Origin of the sequence: Streptomyces sp. NPDC048192 (genome assembly GCF_043202415.1) — a bacterium.
In the GTDB taxonomy this organism is placed as follows: domain Bacteria; phylum Actinomycetota; class Actinomycetes; order Streptomycetales; family Streptomycetaceae; genus Streptomyces.
Map to the genome: position 1 here is coordinate 168525 of NZ_JBIDAL010000017.1, position 14472 is coordinate 182996.

Sequence of the window (14472 nt, forward strand, 5' to 3'; positions counted from 1 at the left end):
CGGAGCCGCGGTTGAGGTGGGCGCAGCAGACGATGACCGCGCCGGTCTCCTCCGCGACGATCCCCAACTCGCCGCGGCCGGTCTCCCGGTGAGGGCCCGGATGTGGTTGTGCAGCCTGTTGGGGGATCGGGAAGGATACGCAGCAGGCGGGCCCGGTCGGTGTCTTCGACGGCCGGGCCCCCGTTCCATCAGGCGGTGCTGTCCCACCCGCGCCCGGGCCACCAAGATAGGGTTGATGACTTCGGCCTCACCCACTCTCCATGGAGTGCACGAGTGCCGGCCGGCCGCTGGAAGCGTTGGCGAGGGCGACTTGGGCGCGTCCATCAGGTGGCAGGCCGGGTGCGCAGGTCTTCGTCGTGTGCGGACGCCCTCGTCAGAGCCCATCCGACCCGGCAACTCATCGATCTCTGCGAGGAGGTCGTGCCCGGCACCTTCTTCGACCCCATCGTCTCCGCCCTGATCCGCCGTCTTCGAACTGTTCTCCCTCACCCGCGGACGCGTCGTGCACTAAGCCATCCCCGAACAACTGAAGAAAGACTCAGGTGTCAGCAGCAATCTGCAACGACCCACCGATGGACACCACCCGCCACCACCATCCGTCTCATGAGCACCAGGTAGCCGATCACCGGCACGGCCACGACGTCGTCCGGTCATAGCCCTTCGGGATCCCTCACGCCGAGGTGGAGGACCGGCCGACGGCATCTCAGGTCGACAAGGTCCGGAAAGTCGGGCTTGAGGCGACCGCGGCCTTGGGGCAGGGGGCACAAGCCGGTGCGCTGCCTGCCCAGGCACGAAGGCCGCCCTCAGTCCGGCTGGGGCCGGGCCAGGCCGTGGTCGTAGGCGAAGATCACCGCCTGGACGCGGTCGCGGGCGCCGATCTTGGACAGGACGCGCCCCACATGCGTCTTCACCGTGGATTCCGACAGGACGAAACGCTCGGCGATCTCGCCGTTGGTCCAGCCCTTGCCGATGGCGACGAGGATCTCGTGCTCACGGTCGGTGAGGGCGCTCAGACGCGGATCCTCGGTGGAGCGGTCGCCGCCGGACGGCACGAGCCGGGCGAACTCGTGCAGCAGGCGCCGGGTGAGGGCGGGGGCTATGACCGCGTCCCCGACGGCCACGGCGCGGATGCCGGCCAGGAGTTCCTCGGGACGGGCGTCCTTCAGGAGGAAGCCGCTGGCTCCGGCGCGCAGGGCCGCGTGGACGTACTCGTCGAGGTCGAAGGTGGTCAGGACGAGGATGCGGGAGCGGTCGCCGGCGGCGACGATGCGGCGCGTGGCCTCGATGCCGTCCATGCCCGGCATGCGTACGTCCATGAGGACGACGTCCGGGCGGAGTTCGGCGGTCTTGCGCACGGCTTCGGCTCCGTGGGCCGCCTCTCCGACGACCTCCGTCTCCGGTACGGAGTCCAGAAGCATGCGGAAGCCATAGCGCTGCAGCGACTGGTCGTCCACGACGAGCACGGTGGTCACCGGGCACCGCCCTGGGGGGCGAGGTCGAGGGTGGCGCGTACCTTCCATCCCGGTCCCGCGGGACCCGCGCTGACGTGTCCGCCGTAGAGAGCCGCTCGTTCCCGCATGCCCACCAGGCCGTGTCCTTCCTCGTTCGCCGTGCCGGGACGGCCGACCGGTGCGGGTGGGCCGGAGTCCTGGACGGTGATGGTCAGCCGTGTGTCCTCCACGACGACGGACAGGTTCGCACGAGCACCGGCGCCGGCGTGTTTGAGGGTGTTCGTCAGGGCCTCCTGCACGATGCGGTAGACCGTGAGCTGCACCCCGCTGTCCAGGGCGTCGACGTCACCGGCGGTACGGTAGACGACCTCCAGGCCGGCGGCGCGCACGCCCTCGCACAGCGCGTCGATGTCCGGGAGACCGGGCTGCGGGCTCAGTTCTGGCTCGCCCCGCGGGCCGTCCGCCTCACGGAGCACGCCCAGCACCCGCCGCAGTTCGCTCAGGGCCTGGCGACCGGTGTCGCCGATGAGGTGCAGGGCTTCCTTTCCCCGCTCCGGGGCGACGGCGGTGGCGTAGGCGCCCGCGTCGGCCAGGGTGATGATGACGGACAGGTTGTGGCCGACGATGTCGTGCATCTCGCGGGCCACCCGCGTCCGCTCGGCCGCGACGGCGAGCCTGCCCCGCTGGTCGCGTTCGATCTCCAGCCGGGCTGCGCGGTCCCGCAGCCCGGCCAGCTGGGCCCGCCGGATGCGGATCATCAGGCCGAGCGCGAGGGCGGCGGTCGCCGTGCTGAGCAGGAAGAAGAGCGCGTCCCAGACGGACACCGCCGCCGAGACCCGCGCCGCGACCAGGCCCAGCGCCCCCGCCATGGTCACGCAGGCCCACGGCAGCTGCCGCAACCGTCCGTGCAGCGCCAGGCTGTACAGGCCGATGAGGAGGGCGACGTCCGCACGGAGCGCGACGCCGAGGGACCACTGGACGGCGAACACGGCCGTGACGGCGCCGAAGGCCACCGCGGGCGCCCGTCGCCGCCACAGCAGGGGCAGCACCAGCCCGGCCTGCAGCACGAGCATCCCGGCCGTGGGCGGGCGGGTGAACACCAGGTGGAAGCGGCGCGGGCCGTCGCCGTCCCCGTCCATCCCGTGCAGCAGGTCCGGCAGGCAGAACATCAGGAAGACCAGCACCACCACCGCGGTGTCCAGCACCCACGGACGGGCCCGGTCGGCGTGCCGGAGCCGCTGGCCGGCCCGGCCGAGCCGGGCGACCAGCGGCCCTATCCCGCCGAGGTCATCGATGGTCACGGAGGTCATGGAGGTCACCAGACCATGATGCAGGTGGCTGCTGCTCAGACGTCGCTGCGCAGGAGCCGGTACGCCGCCCCCACCAGCGCCAGCGCCGTCCAGCCGAGGAAGACCAGCAGCCCGGCCGAGGGCGACAGGGTGGTGGAGTCATGGGTCAGCGCGAAGATCGACTCGCCCGCGTGGCTCGGCAGGTAGGGGTCGATGTCGCCCTGCCACGAGGTGGGCAGCAGGGAGACCAGTCCGGGCACCAGCATGAGGGCGGCGACCAGGACCGAGATGCCGCCGGCGACGGACCGCAGCAGCGCCCCGAGAGCGGCGCCGATCACGCCGACGAGGCCGAGGTAGAGCCCGGCGCCCAGCAGGCTGCGTACGACGCCGGCGTGACCGAGGCCCATGGCGGCGGGTGTGCCGGACAGGATCTGGCTGCCGATGAGGAAGGCGACGAACGCGCCGGCCGTCGCGACCAAGAGTGCGACCAGCCCGTACACCGTCGCCTTGGACCACAGCACCGGCAGCCGGCGTGGTACGGCCGCGAGGGTCGAGCGGATCATGCCGGTGGAGTACTCCCCCGCCGTGACCAGCACGCCGAGCACGCCGAGAGCCAACTGCGCGAAGTTCGTGCCGAACAGCGACAAACTCACTGCGGTCGCCGTGGCGAAGTCGCGGTCCATGTGCCGACCGGAGTCGAGATTGGACTTGTAGTGGCTCGCCGCGATGACGCCGAAAGCGACCAGGAACAGCAAGCCCAGGCCGAGGGTGATCCAGGTCGAGCGCAGGGACCAGAGCTTGGCCCACTCCGAGGCCAGCACGCGCCGGCCGGTCACCCGGTAGGCGGGGCGGGCCCGATCGGCCGGAACGGTCTCAGGAGTCTCAGAAGTTGCCGTGAGAGTGCTCATGCCGCGCTCCCGGAGGTCTCGGTACCGGTGGTGGAGCCGTGGTACTCCACGGCGTCCCTGGTCAGTTCCATGAATGCCTCCTCCAGCGACACCGCCTTCGTTGTCAGCTCGAACAGCGGGATCCCGTGCTCGGCCGCCGCCAGCCCGATCTCCCGGGCGGACACCCCGGTGACCTGCAGTTCCTCGGAGCCGACGCGGCCGGTGATCTCCACGCCCGGCCCGGCCAGCACCTCCCGCAGCCGCGCGGGGTCGTTCGTCGCGACCTTCACGGTGTCGCCGCCGGCCTCGCGGACCAGGTCGGTGACGGTCGTGTCGGCCAGGAGCCGGCCGCGCCCGACGATGATCAGATGGTCCGCCACCAGCGACACCTCGCTCATCAGGTGCGAGGAGACGAACACCGTGCGCCCCTCGGCCGCAAGGGAGGTGAGCAGGTTCCGGATCCACAGGACGCCCTCGGGGTCCAACCCGTTGACGGGCTCGTCCAGCATCACGGTCTGCGGATCACCGAGCAGGGCCGCCGCGATGCCGAGCCGCTGCCCCATGCCGAGCGAGAAGGCACCCGCCCGCTTCCTGGCGACGCCGCCGAGACCGGCGAGTTCGATGACCTCCTCGACCCGGCGACGCGGAATGCCGTGGGTCAGCGCGAGCGCATGCAGGTGGTTGTACGCCGAGCGACCCGGATGGATCGACTTCGCCTCCAGCAGCGCCCCGACCTCCTGCAGCGGCGCCCGGTGGCGGGCATAGTGTTGCCCGTTCACCGACACGGAGCCGCTGGTCGGCGCGTCGAGGCCGACGATCATACGCATCGTCGTGGACTTGCCCGCTCCGTTGGGGCCGAGGAATCCGGTCACCGTACCCGGCTTCACGGTGAAGTCCAGACCATCGACGGCTGTCTTCTCCCCATACCTCTTCGTGAGCTGCTGGGCCTCGATCATTCGCGTTCTCTCTCTCGGACCGACGGCGTCCGGGCACCCCCGACGCCTCCTCCGCCACGCTAAGACCACGATCTCCCCGATCCGGTGGTACCCGGGGACCGAACACCGCCGGGCGGGTGGTACCGGGGTACTACGGCTCCGGCAGCGTCGTGGATGCGGAACGGCGGCGAGGGCGCCACCTCGCCCCGGCCGCGGCGGCGCTTGATGCGGATCACGTGGTCAAGCGGTTCGTCTCCGAGATACGGCTGCCGACGGTGGCCCTGTGGGATGTCGGCGGGGACCTTCACCGGCGGCTGCTGGACGAAGAGCCGGCTGCGGCCAAGTCGCACCGCCCGTACCTGGTCACAACCAGGCTCTGACGCCGAGACCGACCATGTCGCCTGGGCGCACGGCATGATCCCGGAACACCCGGTGACACCGGCTCTGGCTCCGGGACGGACACGGCAGGGTCAGCGGGATGACCTGACCGAGGCCTCCGTGAGTCTGTCCACGGCCCTTGCGACGGCCTGAGGGCTGGAGATCATCGTCAGGTGCCGGGCGCCTGGAACGAGGGTCGCGGGCGGTGCGCCGATGCGTCGGGCGGTCTCCTGCGGTGTCTGCCGGGTGAACACGTCGTCCTGGGCGCCGAACACCACCGACTTGGGCATGTGCACTCCGGCGAACCGGGCCACCTGGTCGGCGGGCAGGCCCGGCACCCCGGCGGCCAGCATGCTCCAGAGCGCTTTCTCCGCGCCCGGCACCTGCAGGGGGCGCCGCCACTGATCCAGGCCGGCCGAGTCCAGGCGCGGACAGGCAGGTCCGCACTGGGCGTCGTACACGCTGCGGATCACCGCGTCGATACCGAGGCCGATCCGCAGCACGCTGGTGCGGTACGGGTCGATCATCAACCGGGCCTTCGAGACCGGGTGGTCCGACGACTACGGTTCCCTGGACCACGGCACGTGGACCGACCTCGGCGTCAGCGCGGGCGGCGCAGGGGCACCAGCCTGGTCCACGCGCAGCCCGCCTACCAGAAGGGTCGTCCCCGCGTCGATGCCGCGCGTCCGCGTCGGCAAGCGAATCGCCACCAACCGTGCCGTCCCCGGCCTGGCCGCCGACGGCGCCCCGGACACCGGCCTGCTCACCGGGTACACCGAGTCGGGGGACGACGGCAGGCCGGGCCCCTACTGGACCACTTCGCTCGTCTGCGCGCAGGTCACTGCCGGTCAGGGCTGAGCTCTGTGTGGACCATGTCGACCAGCTCGTCGGCTTCGGGGGACCGGGGGTCGCCGGGGACCGTGTAGTACCCGCCCAGAGTGGCGATCACGTCCCGCTGGTCGTGGTCGTACTCGTGGCGTCGGTGTTGCCGCTCCTCGGGGGTCTCAGCGGTGGGAGCTTGCCACCACCACACCTTGTTCCGGATCTCGTCCTTCGACAATGGGCCCACCAGGGTGATGTCCTTGCCCTGGACTCTCCCTGTGATCCTGCGGGAGTTCGCATCGGCAGCCATGTGCCATGGGTCCTTTCCTGGTCACGGGAAATCGGCTGGGCAGACGGTCCGACGGCTCCTCCTGCGCTCGAGGCCCGGGGCGCCTGCCGGCCGGGACCGTGGACTGCCGGCCGGCGCGCCCGCACTGCCCCTGTTCCCACGGCTCGCCGTGGAAGGACGTTCGACGCGCACCGGCTTCCTCATCCGGCTGTCCGTCACCCGGCGTCGTCAAACCCCAGGCGGAGATCCACCTGCCGGTCGTCTCCCTCCCGCAGCGCCACGTCCACGGCGGCCGGTGCGTAACCCGAGGCCACGACGGTGTAAGTGCCCGGGGCGAGGTTGTCCAGGGTGTACGTGCCGTCAGCGACGGTCAGTGCGCAGGTCACCACCTCGCCCGACGTGTCGAGCAGGGTGATACGCGCGTCCGGGACGGGGAGACCGGTGTGCTGGTGGCGCACGGTCCCCTGAATGGTGCTCATGCCGGCCAGCGTGACGTCCGTGACGACGGGTTCGGTCCCAGAGGTCACCCGTACGACACCGGGCCGGTGCCCCTCGGCGGAGACGACCAGCGTGTACGACGAGGAGGGCTCTGCCGTCGCCAGCGAGTAGGTGCCGTCCTCGCCGGTCCTGGTGAGCGCCCTCTGCCGGCCGGAGCGGTCGACCACGGTGATGGCCGCGTGAGCGACGGGCCGTCCTGCGCTGTCGCACACCCGGCCGCGCAGCACCCCGGCCGACGGGCCGGCCTCGGCCGGGTCCGGGGTCGGCGCGGTGGCCGGGGCCGACGGCCCGGTCTGGCTCGTCGCCACCGCGGTGCGGCTTCGGATCAGGGAAGCGAGCGCGGCAGCCACGGACATGACGATGGCGAGGGAGAAGACCACGACCAGGCCGTCGTGGAAAGGCTGCGAGATCAGATGGGGGAAGAACTCGCGTCCGGTGAGATGCGCCGCGGCCGAGGGCGAAAGGTGGCCGAGGATCGCCGGACCGAGCAGGTGCTGGATCGGGTTGTACCCGAGGAACGCGGCGAACAGGACGCCCACCGGCGGCAGTTGCGCCACGTTGTGGGCGGCGCCGGCCGGGACGCCCTGGGCGGTCAGCCCGGACGAGAGGGTGTGGGAGAGGGTGCCGGAGAGCCCGGCCACCATGAGCGAGAAGAACACCCCCATGGACAGCACCATGCCGGCGTTCTGGAAGGTTGCGCGCATGCCTGAGGCGGCACCGCGGGCGTCGGCCGGCACGTTCGACATGATGATCGCCGTGTTCGGAGCGGCGAACAGCCCACCGCCCAGGCCGTTGAGCAGGATCAGGGCGGCGAACGCCCAGTAGGAGAAGTCGCTGGGCAGGACGAGGAGTCCGGCGAACGACAGCGCCATCACCATGAAGCCGGAAGCAGCGAACAGCCGCGCGCCGAACTTGTCGGACAGCGCACCCGAGAGGGGCCCCGCGAGCAGGAAGCCTACGGTCAGCGGAAGCATGTAGATGCCCGCCCACAGGGGAGTGTCGGCGTAGTCGTAGCCGTGCAGCGGCAGCCAGATTCCCTGGAGCCAGATGATGAGCATGAACTGCAGTCCGCCCCGTGCGACGGCGCCCAGCAAGGTGGCGGCGTTGCCCCCGGCGAAGGCCGCGTTGCGGAACAGGCGCAGCGGGAACATCGGCTCGGCGACCTTCATCTCCACGACGCAGAAGACCCCGAGCAGGGCGGCACCTCCGGCCAGCCCTGCCAGCACCCACGGGTTGGTCCAGCCCATCGTGTGACCGCCGTACGGCTGGATGCCGTAGGTGATCCCGGCGAGCAGCGCGGTCAGGCCGACGGCGAAGGTGATGTTGCCCCACCAGTCCATGCGTCCCGGCCTGCGCACACCGGTCTCGTGCAGGGACTTGTACGCCCACACCGTGCCGATCAGGCCGATGGGGACGTTGACCCAGAAGATCGAGCGCCAGTTCCAGGTGACCAGGACTCCGCCGAGGACCAGCCCGAGGAAGGAGCCGGCGATGCCCGCCACCATGTTGACTCCCAGCGCCATGCCGCGCTGCCGCAGGGGGAAGGCGTCGGTGAGAATCGCCGCGGAGTTGGCCATCAGCATCGAACCGCCGATGGCCTGTACGATCCGCCAGCCGATCAGCCAGAGCGCCCCGCTGCCGCCGTGGAAGGGGTCGAGCGAGAGAACCACGGAGGTGAGTGTGAAGATCAAGAAGCCCGCGTTGTAGATGCGGACCCTGCCCATCATGTCGCCGAGCCTGCCGAGCGCGACGACCAGGACGGCGGTGACGAGCATGTAGCCCATCAGCATCCACAGCAGGTAGCTGACGTTCGCGGGCTGCAACGGGTCGAGGCGGATGCCGGTGAAGATGCCGGGCAGCGAGATCAGCACGATGGAACTGTTGATGGTGGCGAGGAGCATGCCGACCGTGGTGTTGGTCAGCGCTACCCACTTGTAGCCGGGATGGTCCGAGCGGATCAGACCTCGACGGCGCCCCGCTCTGCCGGCGGCAGGAGGTATGTGATCGGTCTCCCTGGTCGTCATTCCTCGCTCCCGTTGTCTTGCCGTTCAGGCGGGGGAATCGGCTGCGGACCGTTTGCGAGCATGCGCTGGACGAGCGGAGCGACGACCCTCATCGCGGCGCCCAGTGCTCGCCGGTCGTCGTCCGGCAACGCGGCCACCAGATCGGCCAGGCCGGCGTCCCGTGCCTTTCGGCGTGCGGCGAGTACCTGCCGCCCGGTGTCGCTGATCGCGACAAGGGTCACTCGTCCGTCGGCCTCGTCGCCGACGCGCAGCACCAGACCTTGGCGTTCCAGCCGCTGCACCAACTGGGTCATCGACGGCTGGGTCACGCCCTCCGCCGCCGCCAGAAGGGTGAGCCGGACGGGACCTTCGCGTTCGAGTCGGGCCAGGGTGGAGGCGGCGGTGAAGCTCATGCCACGGCGGTCCGCCACGGCCCTGATGACGGCCGAGGCGGTATCCGCCAGCGCACGGGCGGTCTGCCGGGCGTCCGGGTCTTCGGAGCTGTGGTCCACACCCTTTAAGTATCACCCTCCTATATAGGCAGCCTATAAAAATTTCCGTATGGAGATTCCGTGGGGCTCAGGAGGCGAGGCGCCGACGGACGTGGTTGCCGGTGACCTGGGTGATCTCGTGCCAGAACGGTGCCGCGGTCAGGTAGAGGCCCAGCGCGCTGAGGACGCCCAGAGACACGTCCACGCTGATGCGTCCCTGCTTGGCCCAGTAGACGTCCTCCAGGTCCAGCAGCAGGGCGAACTCGTCGGCGATCAGCGCCGAGCCCGCGCCGTACAGGGCGCCGATCCAGGGATGGCCTACGCAGGCCCGGTCCCCGCGTACCGCTACCAGTCCGACGCCCCCGAGCGTGGCGATCCCGAAGTTGTAGTGGTGCAGGTGTGTCCTGCCGGCGGAGACGTTCCCCCAGGGCAGCCAGCCGCCCCGGATTCCGTGCGTGATCAGCCGTGCCGTGCCGAACGTACAGCCGAAGCCGAGCCAGGCCGCCATGAGCGAGCGCTGGGTGGGGCCGGTGCGGTGGTCGAGCACCTGACGCCACCGCTCTCGCAACCGGGGGCGTCGTTCGTCACCGGAGGGATGGGAAACGGGGGCAGCGAGCATCCTCACTCCTGATCGTCGCATGCGCGACCGGCGGTCGGATGACACGCCCGGACACCGGCCAGGCCTACCACCCAAGGGCCGGTCCGATGCGCCCGCGCCGCCCGAATGGAGCAGGACCCCCGATTGGTTCATCTTGCGTCCGGAGCAGGACGGCCCGCTGGACGAGGCCGAACTCGGCTACCGGCTGCGGCAGACGGGTTTGGGGCAGGGGGTATGCCACCGAGGGCTCGCGGGGCCTGCTGGACAAGGCGTTCACACAGCTCGGTGCGCAGGGCCTGGGCAACGGGAAGCGCCGGCGTGGGCAGCGACTGCCCTGCGGCCGCTGACCGCCCTGAGCAACGTCGACACCTGCATCTCCGCTGTCTCAGCCGCCTTCGGCGGCCTCGCCGCTCGGGCGCGTGGGGCAGCCTCCCGCAAGGCGAATCGGGACGACTTCCACGGGTCTGCGCTCCCCCACTCGGCTGGTATGCCGACGCGTGAGCGGAGAGCAGGAGTCGTCGTGACGGCGGGCGGGTCCTCGGCCTCCGCCGACGGCGTGCGGGGAGCCATGCGTCGAGGCCTGCCCGCGGTGGCCGCCTGCTCGAAGACCTGCCCGGGCGGTACGGGCAGCCCCACCGGCCGCGAACTTGTCTGGTCAAGTTTGGTCGCGGTTCTTCCGTTCGACAGCCACGACGAGTACTCATGTCCCGTTCGACGTGCACAGTCAGGCCGTGCCGGACAACACCCGCACGGGATCCTCACGAACGGGACGAGGTACCACGTATGCGACTGCGCTGGAGATCCCTCGGCGGGCTGCTCGCCCTCCTCGGCGCACTGCTCGTCGCCGCTCCCGCCCCCGCCCTGGCGACGGGGAGCAGCGGCAACCTGATCGTCAACGGCGATGCCGAGAGCGGAGGGTACTGCACCCAGGACTGGACCGCCGCCACCACCGTGCCCGGCTGGACCACCGAGGCCGGCGGTCTCAACGTGATGTGCCACAGCGTCGCCTCCTTCGGCCTGCCGAGCGACGGCAGCACCCCGGGCAAGGCCTTCTTCGCGCCGGGCGCCTTCGGCGACGGCGCGATGACACAGACCGTCGACGTCTCCTCGGCCGCCTCGGCCATCGACGGCGGAGGAGTGCACTACGACCTCTCCGGCTGGCTCGGCGGCTGGACCACCTACAGCGGCCACGTCGCTGTAGGCCTGCACTTCCATGACGCGCAGGGCCGCCTCGTCGGTGGCGCCGCCGAACTGCCCACCGTGTCCGCGAGCGACCGGGGTCTCGCCACGAAATTCCTCGCGCGCAGCACCACGGGCGCGGTCCCGGCCGGCACCCGGTCCATCCAGGTCGAGGTGCAGTTCCTGTCGACGAGCGGCGAGACCGGCTACCTGGACAACCTGTCCCTCAGCCTGGACACCCCGGTCACCGCGCCCGCCCCGCTCACCCCGCCGGTCTCCAAGGTCCCCGGCTACGACCACGTGTTCATGGTCATGATGGAGAACACCGACTACTCCGAGGTCATGAACGACCCGGCGGACACGCCGTACATGCACAGCCTCATGGCCCAGGGCACCACCCTCGCCGACGCCCACGGCGTCTACCACCCGAGCGACGAGAACTACCTGGCCGTCGCCGGCGGCGACACCTACGCCAAGGGCGCCACGTACTTCCCGAACATCAACTCGCCCGAGCGCAACCTCGGCGACACCCTGGAGGCCGCCGGCAAGACCTGGAAGGCCTACGAGCAGGGCATGGGCACCCCCTGCAACACCAAGAACGACCACGACAGTTACTACGAGCCCGACGACGCGCCCTTCATCAACTACACCGACATCAGCGGCGACGCCACACGCTGCGCGGCCCACCTGTTCGACACCACACAGCTCACCACCGACCTGAAGTCCTCGGCCACCACGCCGGACTTCTCCTGGATCGCCGCCGACGACTACTACGACGGCGAGGCCTCCGGCAACGGAAACGCGACCAGCCTGAAGACCCAGGACGGCTGGCTGAAGCAGACCCTCGCGCCGGTGCTCGCCTCTCCGGCCTGGGCGCAACAGCGCTCCCTGCTGATCCTGACCTGGGACGAGAGCCAGAACGAGGGCTACGACCACGTGGTCACCACGCTCGTCGGCTCCCAGGGCACCGTCCCGGCCGGCACCAGCAGCCCGCTCCACTACGACCACTACGGCATCGGGCGCACCATCGAAGCCGCCCTGGGCCTGCCCGGCCTCACCGCCAACGACACCTACGCGACACCGCTGAACGCCGCGTTCGCCCCGTCCACCGCGACCACGCCGACGCTCACCGGCGACCTGAACGCGGTGTCCGACGGCGGCAACGTCACCTTCCGCTACACCGTGCCCTCACCGGCCCAGGTCAGCGCCAAGAACTGGATCGGGATCTATCCCGCGGGCGTCACTCCCGGCCAGCGGTCCTCGCTCACCTGGTCCTACGCACCGAACGCCGCCGGCGCCCTGACCTTCTCGACCGGCGCACTCGGCGGCGCGGGCACGTACGACGCCTACTACCTCGCCAATGACGGTTACTCGGTCCTGGCCGGGCCGTTCACCCTGACCGTCGCCTGACCGGGCCCGCCCGCCGCAACCGGGCCCGCGTGTCCCGGCGGCGGGCGGTCTGCAGACAGGCGCGGCCGACCGCGACGTGCCGGAGCGGGCGTCTTTCGCTCGCGCGGTCCGGCGCGTGGGCGGGAGCTCGGTGTGCGGCGTGGCGGGAGTGGCGCTCACGGCGATGGGTTTCCGTCGCCCGTCGGCGCCGCGCGCGGTCGGGATCAGGCGAGACCGGCCTGGTGGGCGTACAGGGCGGCCTGGACCCGGTTCTCCAGGCCCAGCCGGGTCAGGATCCGGTTCACCCGGCTCTTCACGGTCGCCTCGCTCAGGCCCAGGTCGGCGGCGATCCTGGCGTTGGACAGACCGCGCGCGACCAGCACCAGGACCTGGACCTCGCGCTCGGTCAGCGGGACGCCCGCCGGCGCGGGGGCGGGCGTCGTCGGCAGCAGCGCCGTCGGCAGCGCGGTGACGGTGTCGATCAGGCGCCGCGTGACGGTGGGCGAGAGCACGGGCTCGCCCTCCGCCGCCGCACGGAGGGCTGCGGCCAGTTGTTCGGGCCGGCTGGTCTTCAGCAGGAAGCCGACGGCGCCCGCGCGCAGGGCCGCGTGCACGTACTCGTCCAGGTCGAACGTGGTCAGCACCAGCACGCGCGGCACGGGCCCGGGTCCCGGCCACTCCCGCACGATGCGCCGGGTCGCCTCCACCCCGGTCGTGCCCGGCATGCGCACGTCCATGAGCACCACGTCCGGGCACAGCGCCGCCGCCAGGGCGACCGCCTCTTCCCCGTCGCCCGCCTCACCGACGACCGACAGGCCCTCGCGCCGGTCGATGACGAGCCGCAGTGCGGTCCGCACGATCTCCTGGTCGTCCACCACCAGCACGCGTACGGTCATCGCTCCCCCCGCACGGCAGGGCGCCGGACCGGGCCGGCCCCACGCGCGCAGAGCACCGCACGCAGCCGCCAGCCCCCGTCCGGGCGCGGACCTGCGTCCAGCACGCCGTCGTAGGCCGCCGCGCGCTCCCGCATCCCGACCAGTCCACGTCCGGTGCCGGGCACCGGCCGGTGTCCCGGGGCCGGCGGGTCATTCTCGACCTGAACCGTGAGCCGGGCTTCGTCGCCGCGCACCGCGATGCGCACGGCGACCGGACCGGCGTGCTTGACCACGTTCGTGAGCGCCTCCTGCACGATCCGGTAGGCCGAGACCTGCATTCCGGCGGCCGGCGCCGACCCCCCGTCCACCTCGACGGCGCACGCCACCCGGCACCCGGCCGAGGCCGCGACCCGTACGAGACGGTCGAGACGGCCGAGGGACGGCTCGGGAACGAGATCCCGTTCACCGAAGGACAGCAGCCCGAGCAGCCGGCGCATCTCGGCCAGTGCCGTGTCCGCGGTCCGCGCGATGACCCCGACCCCCTGCGCGGCCTCCTCCGGCTGGAACGGCCCGGAGGTGAGCACGTCCTCGGCGGCCCGTGCCTGGAGGGCGATGGCGCTGACGTGATGGGCGACGACGTCGTGCAGATCGCGGGCGATGCGGGCGCGCTCGGTCAAAACTGCCTGGCGCTCGTTGAGTTCGCGCTCGGCCTCGAGCCGCCGGTTCAGCTCGCGCAGCCGGGCCGCATCGGCGTCGATCCGTTGCCGCCCGTGCCCGAGCAGCCAGGCCAGGGCGAAGAAGAAGGCGAACGTCGTGAGGCTGATGGGCTCCAGCGAACCGAGCCGCGGAGGCTCCCAGTGTCCGGTCAGCGCGTCCGTGACGGCGGCCGAGGCGAGAGTGAACAGGGCGAGCGGTGCACTCGCCGTGGCGGGCGTGTACCGGGCCACGGCGTACACGCCGAGCATCAGCAGGAACGGTCCGGGCACCTTCGCCGGGATGGGGCCGAGCGCCTGGAACAGGACGTACAGCCCGGTCATCGCGAGAAGCACGGCACGCGGACGCGTCCGCCGGCACAGCAGCGGCACGGTCTGCGCCCCCCACAGGGCCACGCCCCAGGCGGGCGGCTGGGGCGTGCGGTCCGCCACCGTCAGGGCGTCGAGCAGCGTGAGCCCGCCGACCCACATCGCGTCGGTCAGGCGCGGCCGGCCGGCGAGCCGGTGTCGTACCGCTCGGGGCAGGGCGTTCAACTGGGCGCTCATCTCGGGCGTCAGGCTAGACGACACGCGGGCGCGGCGGATCGTCCGCCGGGCGCGCATCGAAAGATGCGCCGCCGGTCCCCGGGATCGGCATCGCGCCCGAGGCGGCGCCCGGTCCGCCGCCCTAGCGTC

General features: G+C 71.4%; 13 protein-coding genes and 2 pseudogenes. 4 read left to right on the forward strand and 11 right to left on the reverse strand.

Going from position 1 to position 14472, the window contains the following annotated elements; genetic code table 11:
• Positions 1-378: 378 nt before the first annotated feature.
• A pseudogene (locus ACGFZN_RS31835) lies at positions 379-618 on the forward strand (DUF2236 domain-containing protein); the annotation flags it as partial.
• Positions 619-803: 185 nt separating this feature from the next.
• Here the strand turns inward: ACGFZN_RS31835 and ACGFZN_RS31840 are convergent.
• The 5 genes from ACGFZN_RS31840 to ACGFZN_RS31860 form a co-directional block, all read right to left on the reverse strand.
• Entirely contained in the window at positions 804-1472 is a 669-nt protein-coding gene (locus ACGFZN_RS31840) for a response regulator (protein WP_393861902.1), read from the reverse strand.
• A complete protein-coding gene (locus tag ACGFZN_RS31845; protein ID WP_393861940.1) occupies positions 1469-2761 on the reverse strand; it encodes a sensor histidine kinase in 1293 nt (430 codons plus the stop codon). Before ACGFZN_RS31845 ends, ACGFZN_RS31840 begins: the two co-directional genes overlap by 4 nt.
• A 35-nt stretch (positions 2762-2796) precedes the next feature.
• Positions 2797-3648, reverse strand: coding sequence for an ABC transporter permease (locus ACGFZN_RS31850; RefSeq protein ID WP_393861903.1), 852 nt, complete (start codon positions 3646-3648; stop codon positions 2797-2799).
• Positions 3645-4583 carry an ATP-binding cassette domain-containing protein gene (locus ACGFZN_RS31855; protein WP_393861904.1) on the reverse strand — a complete coding sequence of 313 codons (939 nt, stop codon included), beginning with the start codon at positions 4581-4583 and terminating at the stop codon, positions 3645-3647. The genes ACGFZN_RS31850 and ACGFZN_RS31855 overlap by 4 nt, the downstream gene beginning before the upstream one ends.
• 449 nt (positions 4584-5032) lie before the next feature.
• Positions 5033-5467 carry an alpha/beta fold hydrolase gene (locus tag ACGFZN_RS31860; RefSeq protein WP_393861905.1) on the reverse strand — a complete coding sequence of 145 codons (435 nt, stop codon included), beginning with the start codon at positions 5465-5467 and terminating at the stop codon, positions 5033-5035.
• Here ACGFZN_RS31860 and ACGFZN_RS31865 point away from each other — a divergent pair.
• Positions 5448-5798 carry a hypothetical protein gene (locus tag ACGFZN_RS31865; RefSeq protein WP_393861906.1) on the forward strand — a complete coding sequence of 117 codons (351 nt, stop codon included), beginning with the start codon at positions 5448-5450 and terminating at the stop codon, positions 5796-5798. The two genes, ACGFZN_RS31860 and ACGFZN_RS31865, sit on opposite strands and share 20 nt — an antisense overlap.
• On the opposite strand, the gene ACGFZN_RS31870 is transcribed toward ACGFZN_RS31865, so the two are convergent.
• The 4 genes from ACGFZN_RS31870 to ACGFZN_RS31885 form a co-directional block, all read right to left on the reverse strand.
• Positions 5779-6072, reverse strand: coding sequence for a hypothetical protein (locus tag ACGFZN_RS31870; RefSeq protein ID WP_393861907.1), 294 nt, complete (start codon positions 6070-6072; stop codon positions 5779-5781). The genes ACGFZN_RS31865 and ACGFZN_RS31870 overlap by 20 nt on opposite strands.
• Before the next feature lie 194 nt (positions 6073-6266).
• Positions 6267-8573, reverse strand: a complete 2307-nt coding sequence (locus ACGFZN_RS31875; protein ID WP_393861908.1) for an MFS transporter — start codon at positions 8571-8573, stop codon at positions 6267-6269.
• Positions 8570-9064 (reverse strand): MarR family winged helix-turn-helix transcriptional regulator, encoded by a 495-nt coding sequence (locus ACGFZN_RS31880; RefSeq protein WP_393861909.1) that lies wholly within the window; start codon positions 9062-9064, stop codon positions 8570-8572. The genes ACGFZN_RS31875 and ACGFZN_RS31880 overlap by 4 nt, the downstream gene beginning before the upstream one ends.
• A 67-nt stretch (positions 9065-9131) precedes the next feature.
• Positions 9132-9662 (reverse strand): hypothetical protein, encoded by a 531-nt coding sequence (locus ACGFZN_RS31885; protein ID WP_393861910.1) that lies wholly within the window; start codon positions 9660-9662, stop codon positions 9132-9134.
• Between the two features lie 124 nt (positions 9663-9786).
• Between ACGFZN_RS31885 and ACGFZN_RS31890 the strand changes: the two are divergent.
• Positions 9787-9934, forward strand: a pseudogene (locus tag ACGFZN_RS31890) (GNAT family N-acetyltransferase); the annotation flags it as partial.
• Between the two features lie 490 nt (positions 9935-10424).
• The gene (locus ACGFZN_RS31895; RefSeq protein WP_393861911.1) at positions 10425-12230 is read left to right on the forward strand and encodes an alkaline phosphatase family protein; all 1806 of its coding nucleotides are present in this window, start codon (positions 10425-10427) and stop codon (positions 12228-12230) included.
• A gap of 203 nt (positions 12231-12433) precedes the next feature.
• On the opposite strand, the gene ACGFZN_RS31900 is transcribed toward ACGFZN_RS31895, so the two are convergent.
• Both ACGFZN_RS31900 and ACGFZN_RS31905 read right to left on the reverse strand, forming a co-directional pair.
• Positions 12434-13105, reverse strand: a complete 672-nt coding sequence (locus ACGFZN_RS31900; RefSeq protein WP_393861912.1) for a response regulator — start codon at positions 13103-13105, stop codon at positions 12434-12436.
• Complete coding sequence (locus ACGFZN_RS31905; protein WP_393861913.1) at positions 13102-14343, reverse strand: sensor histidine kinase; 1242 nt, start codon at positions 14341-14343, stop codon at positions 13102-13104. Before ACGFZN_RS31905 ends, ACGFZN_RS31900 begins: the two co-directional genes overlap by 4 nt.
• Positions 14344-14472 lie beyond the last annotated feature (129 nt).

Excerpts from the sequence above, each read along its gene's own strand:
- ACGFZN_RS31845 (WP_393861940.1), bottom strand. The coding sequence starts at position 2,761 with ATGACCTCCGTGACCATCGATGACCTCGGCGGGATAGGGCCGCTGGTC.
- ACGFZN_RS31850 (WP_393861903.1), bottom strand. The coding sequence starts at position 3,648 with ATGAGCACTCTCACGGCAACTTCTGAGACTCCTGAGACCGTTCCGGCC.
- ACGFZN_RS31855 (WP_393861904.1), bottom strand. The coding sequence starts at position 4,583 with ATGATCGAGGCCCAGCAGCTCACGAAGAGGTATGGGGAGAAGACAGCC.
- ACGFZN_RS31860 (WP_393861905.1), bottom strand. The coding sequence starts at position 5,467 with ATGATCGACCCGTACCGCACCAGCGTGCTGCGGATCGGCCTCGGTATC.
- ACGFZN_RS31870 (WP_393861907.1), bottom strand. The coding sequence starts at position 6,072 with ATGGCTGCCGATGCGAACTCCCGCAGGATCACAGGGAGAGTCCAGGGC.
- ACGFZN_RS31875 (WP_393861908.1), bottom strand. The coding sequence starts at position 8,573 with ATGACGACCAGGGAGACCGATCACATACCTCCTGCCGCCGGCAGAGCG.
- ACGFZN_RS31885 (WP_393861910.1), bottom strand. The coding sequence starts at position 9,662 with ATGCTCGCTGCCCCCGTTTCCCATCCCTCCGGTGACGAACGACGCCCC.
- ACGFZN_RS31895 (WP_393861911.1), top strand. The coding sequence starts at position 10,425 with ATGCGACTGCGCTGGAGATCCCTCGGCGGGCTGCTCGCCCTCCTCGGC.
- ACGFZN_RS31900 (WP_393861912.1), bottom strand. The coding sequence starts at position 13,105 with ATGACCGTACGCGTGCTGGTGGTGGACGACCAGGAGATCGTGCGGACC.
- ACGFZN_RS31905 (WP_393861913.1), bottom strand. The coding sequence starts at position 14,343 with ATGAGCGCCCAGTTGAACGCCCTGCCCCGAGCGGTACGACACCGGCTC.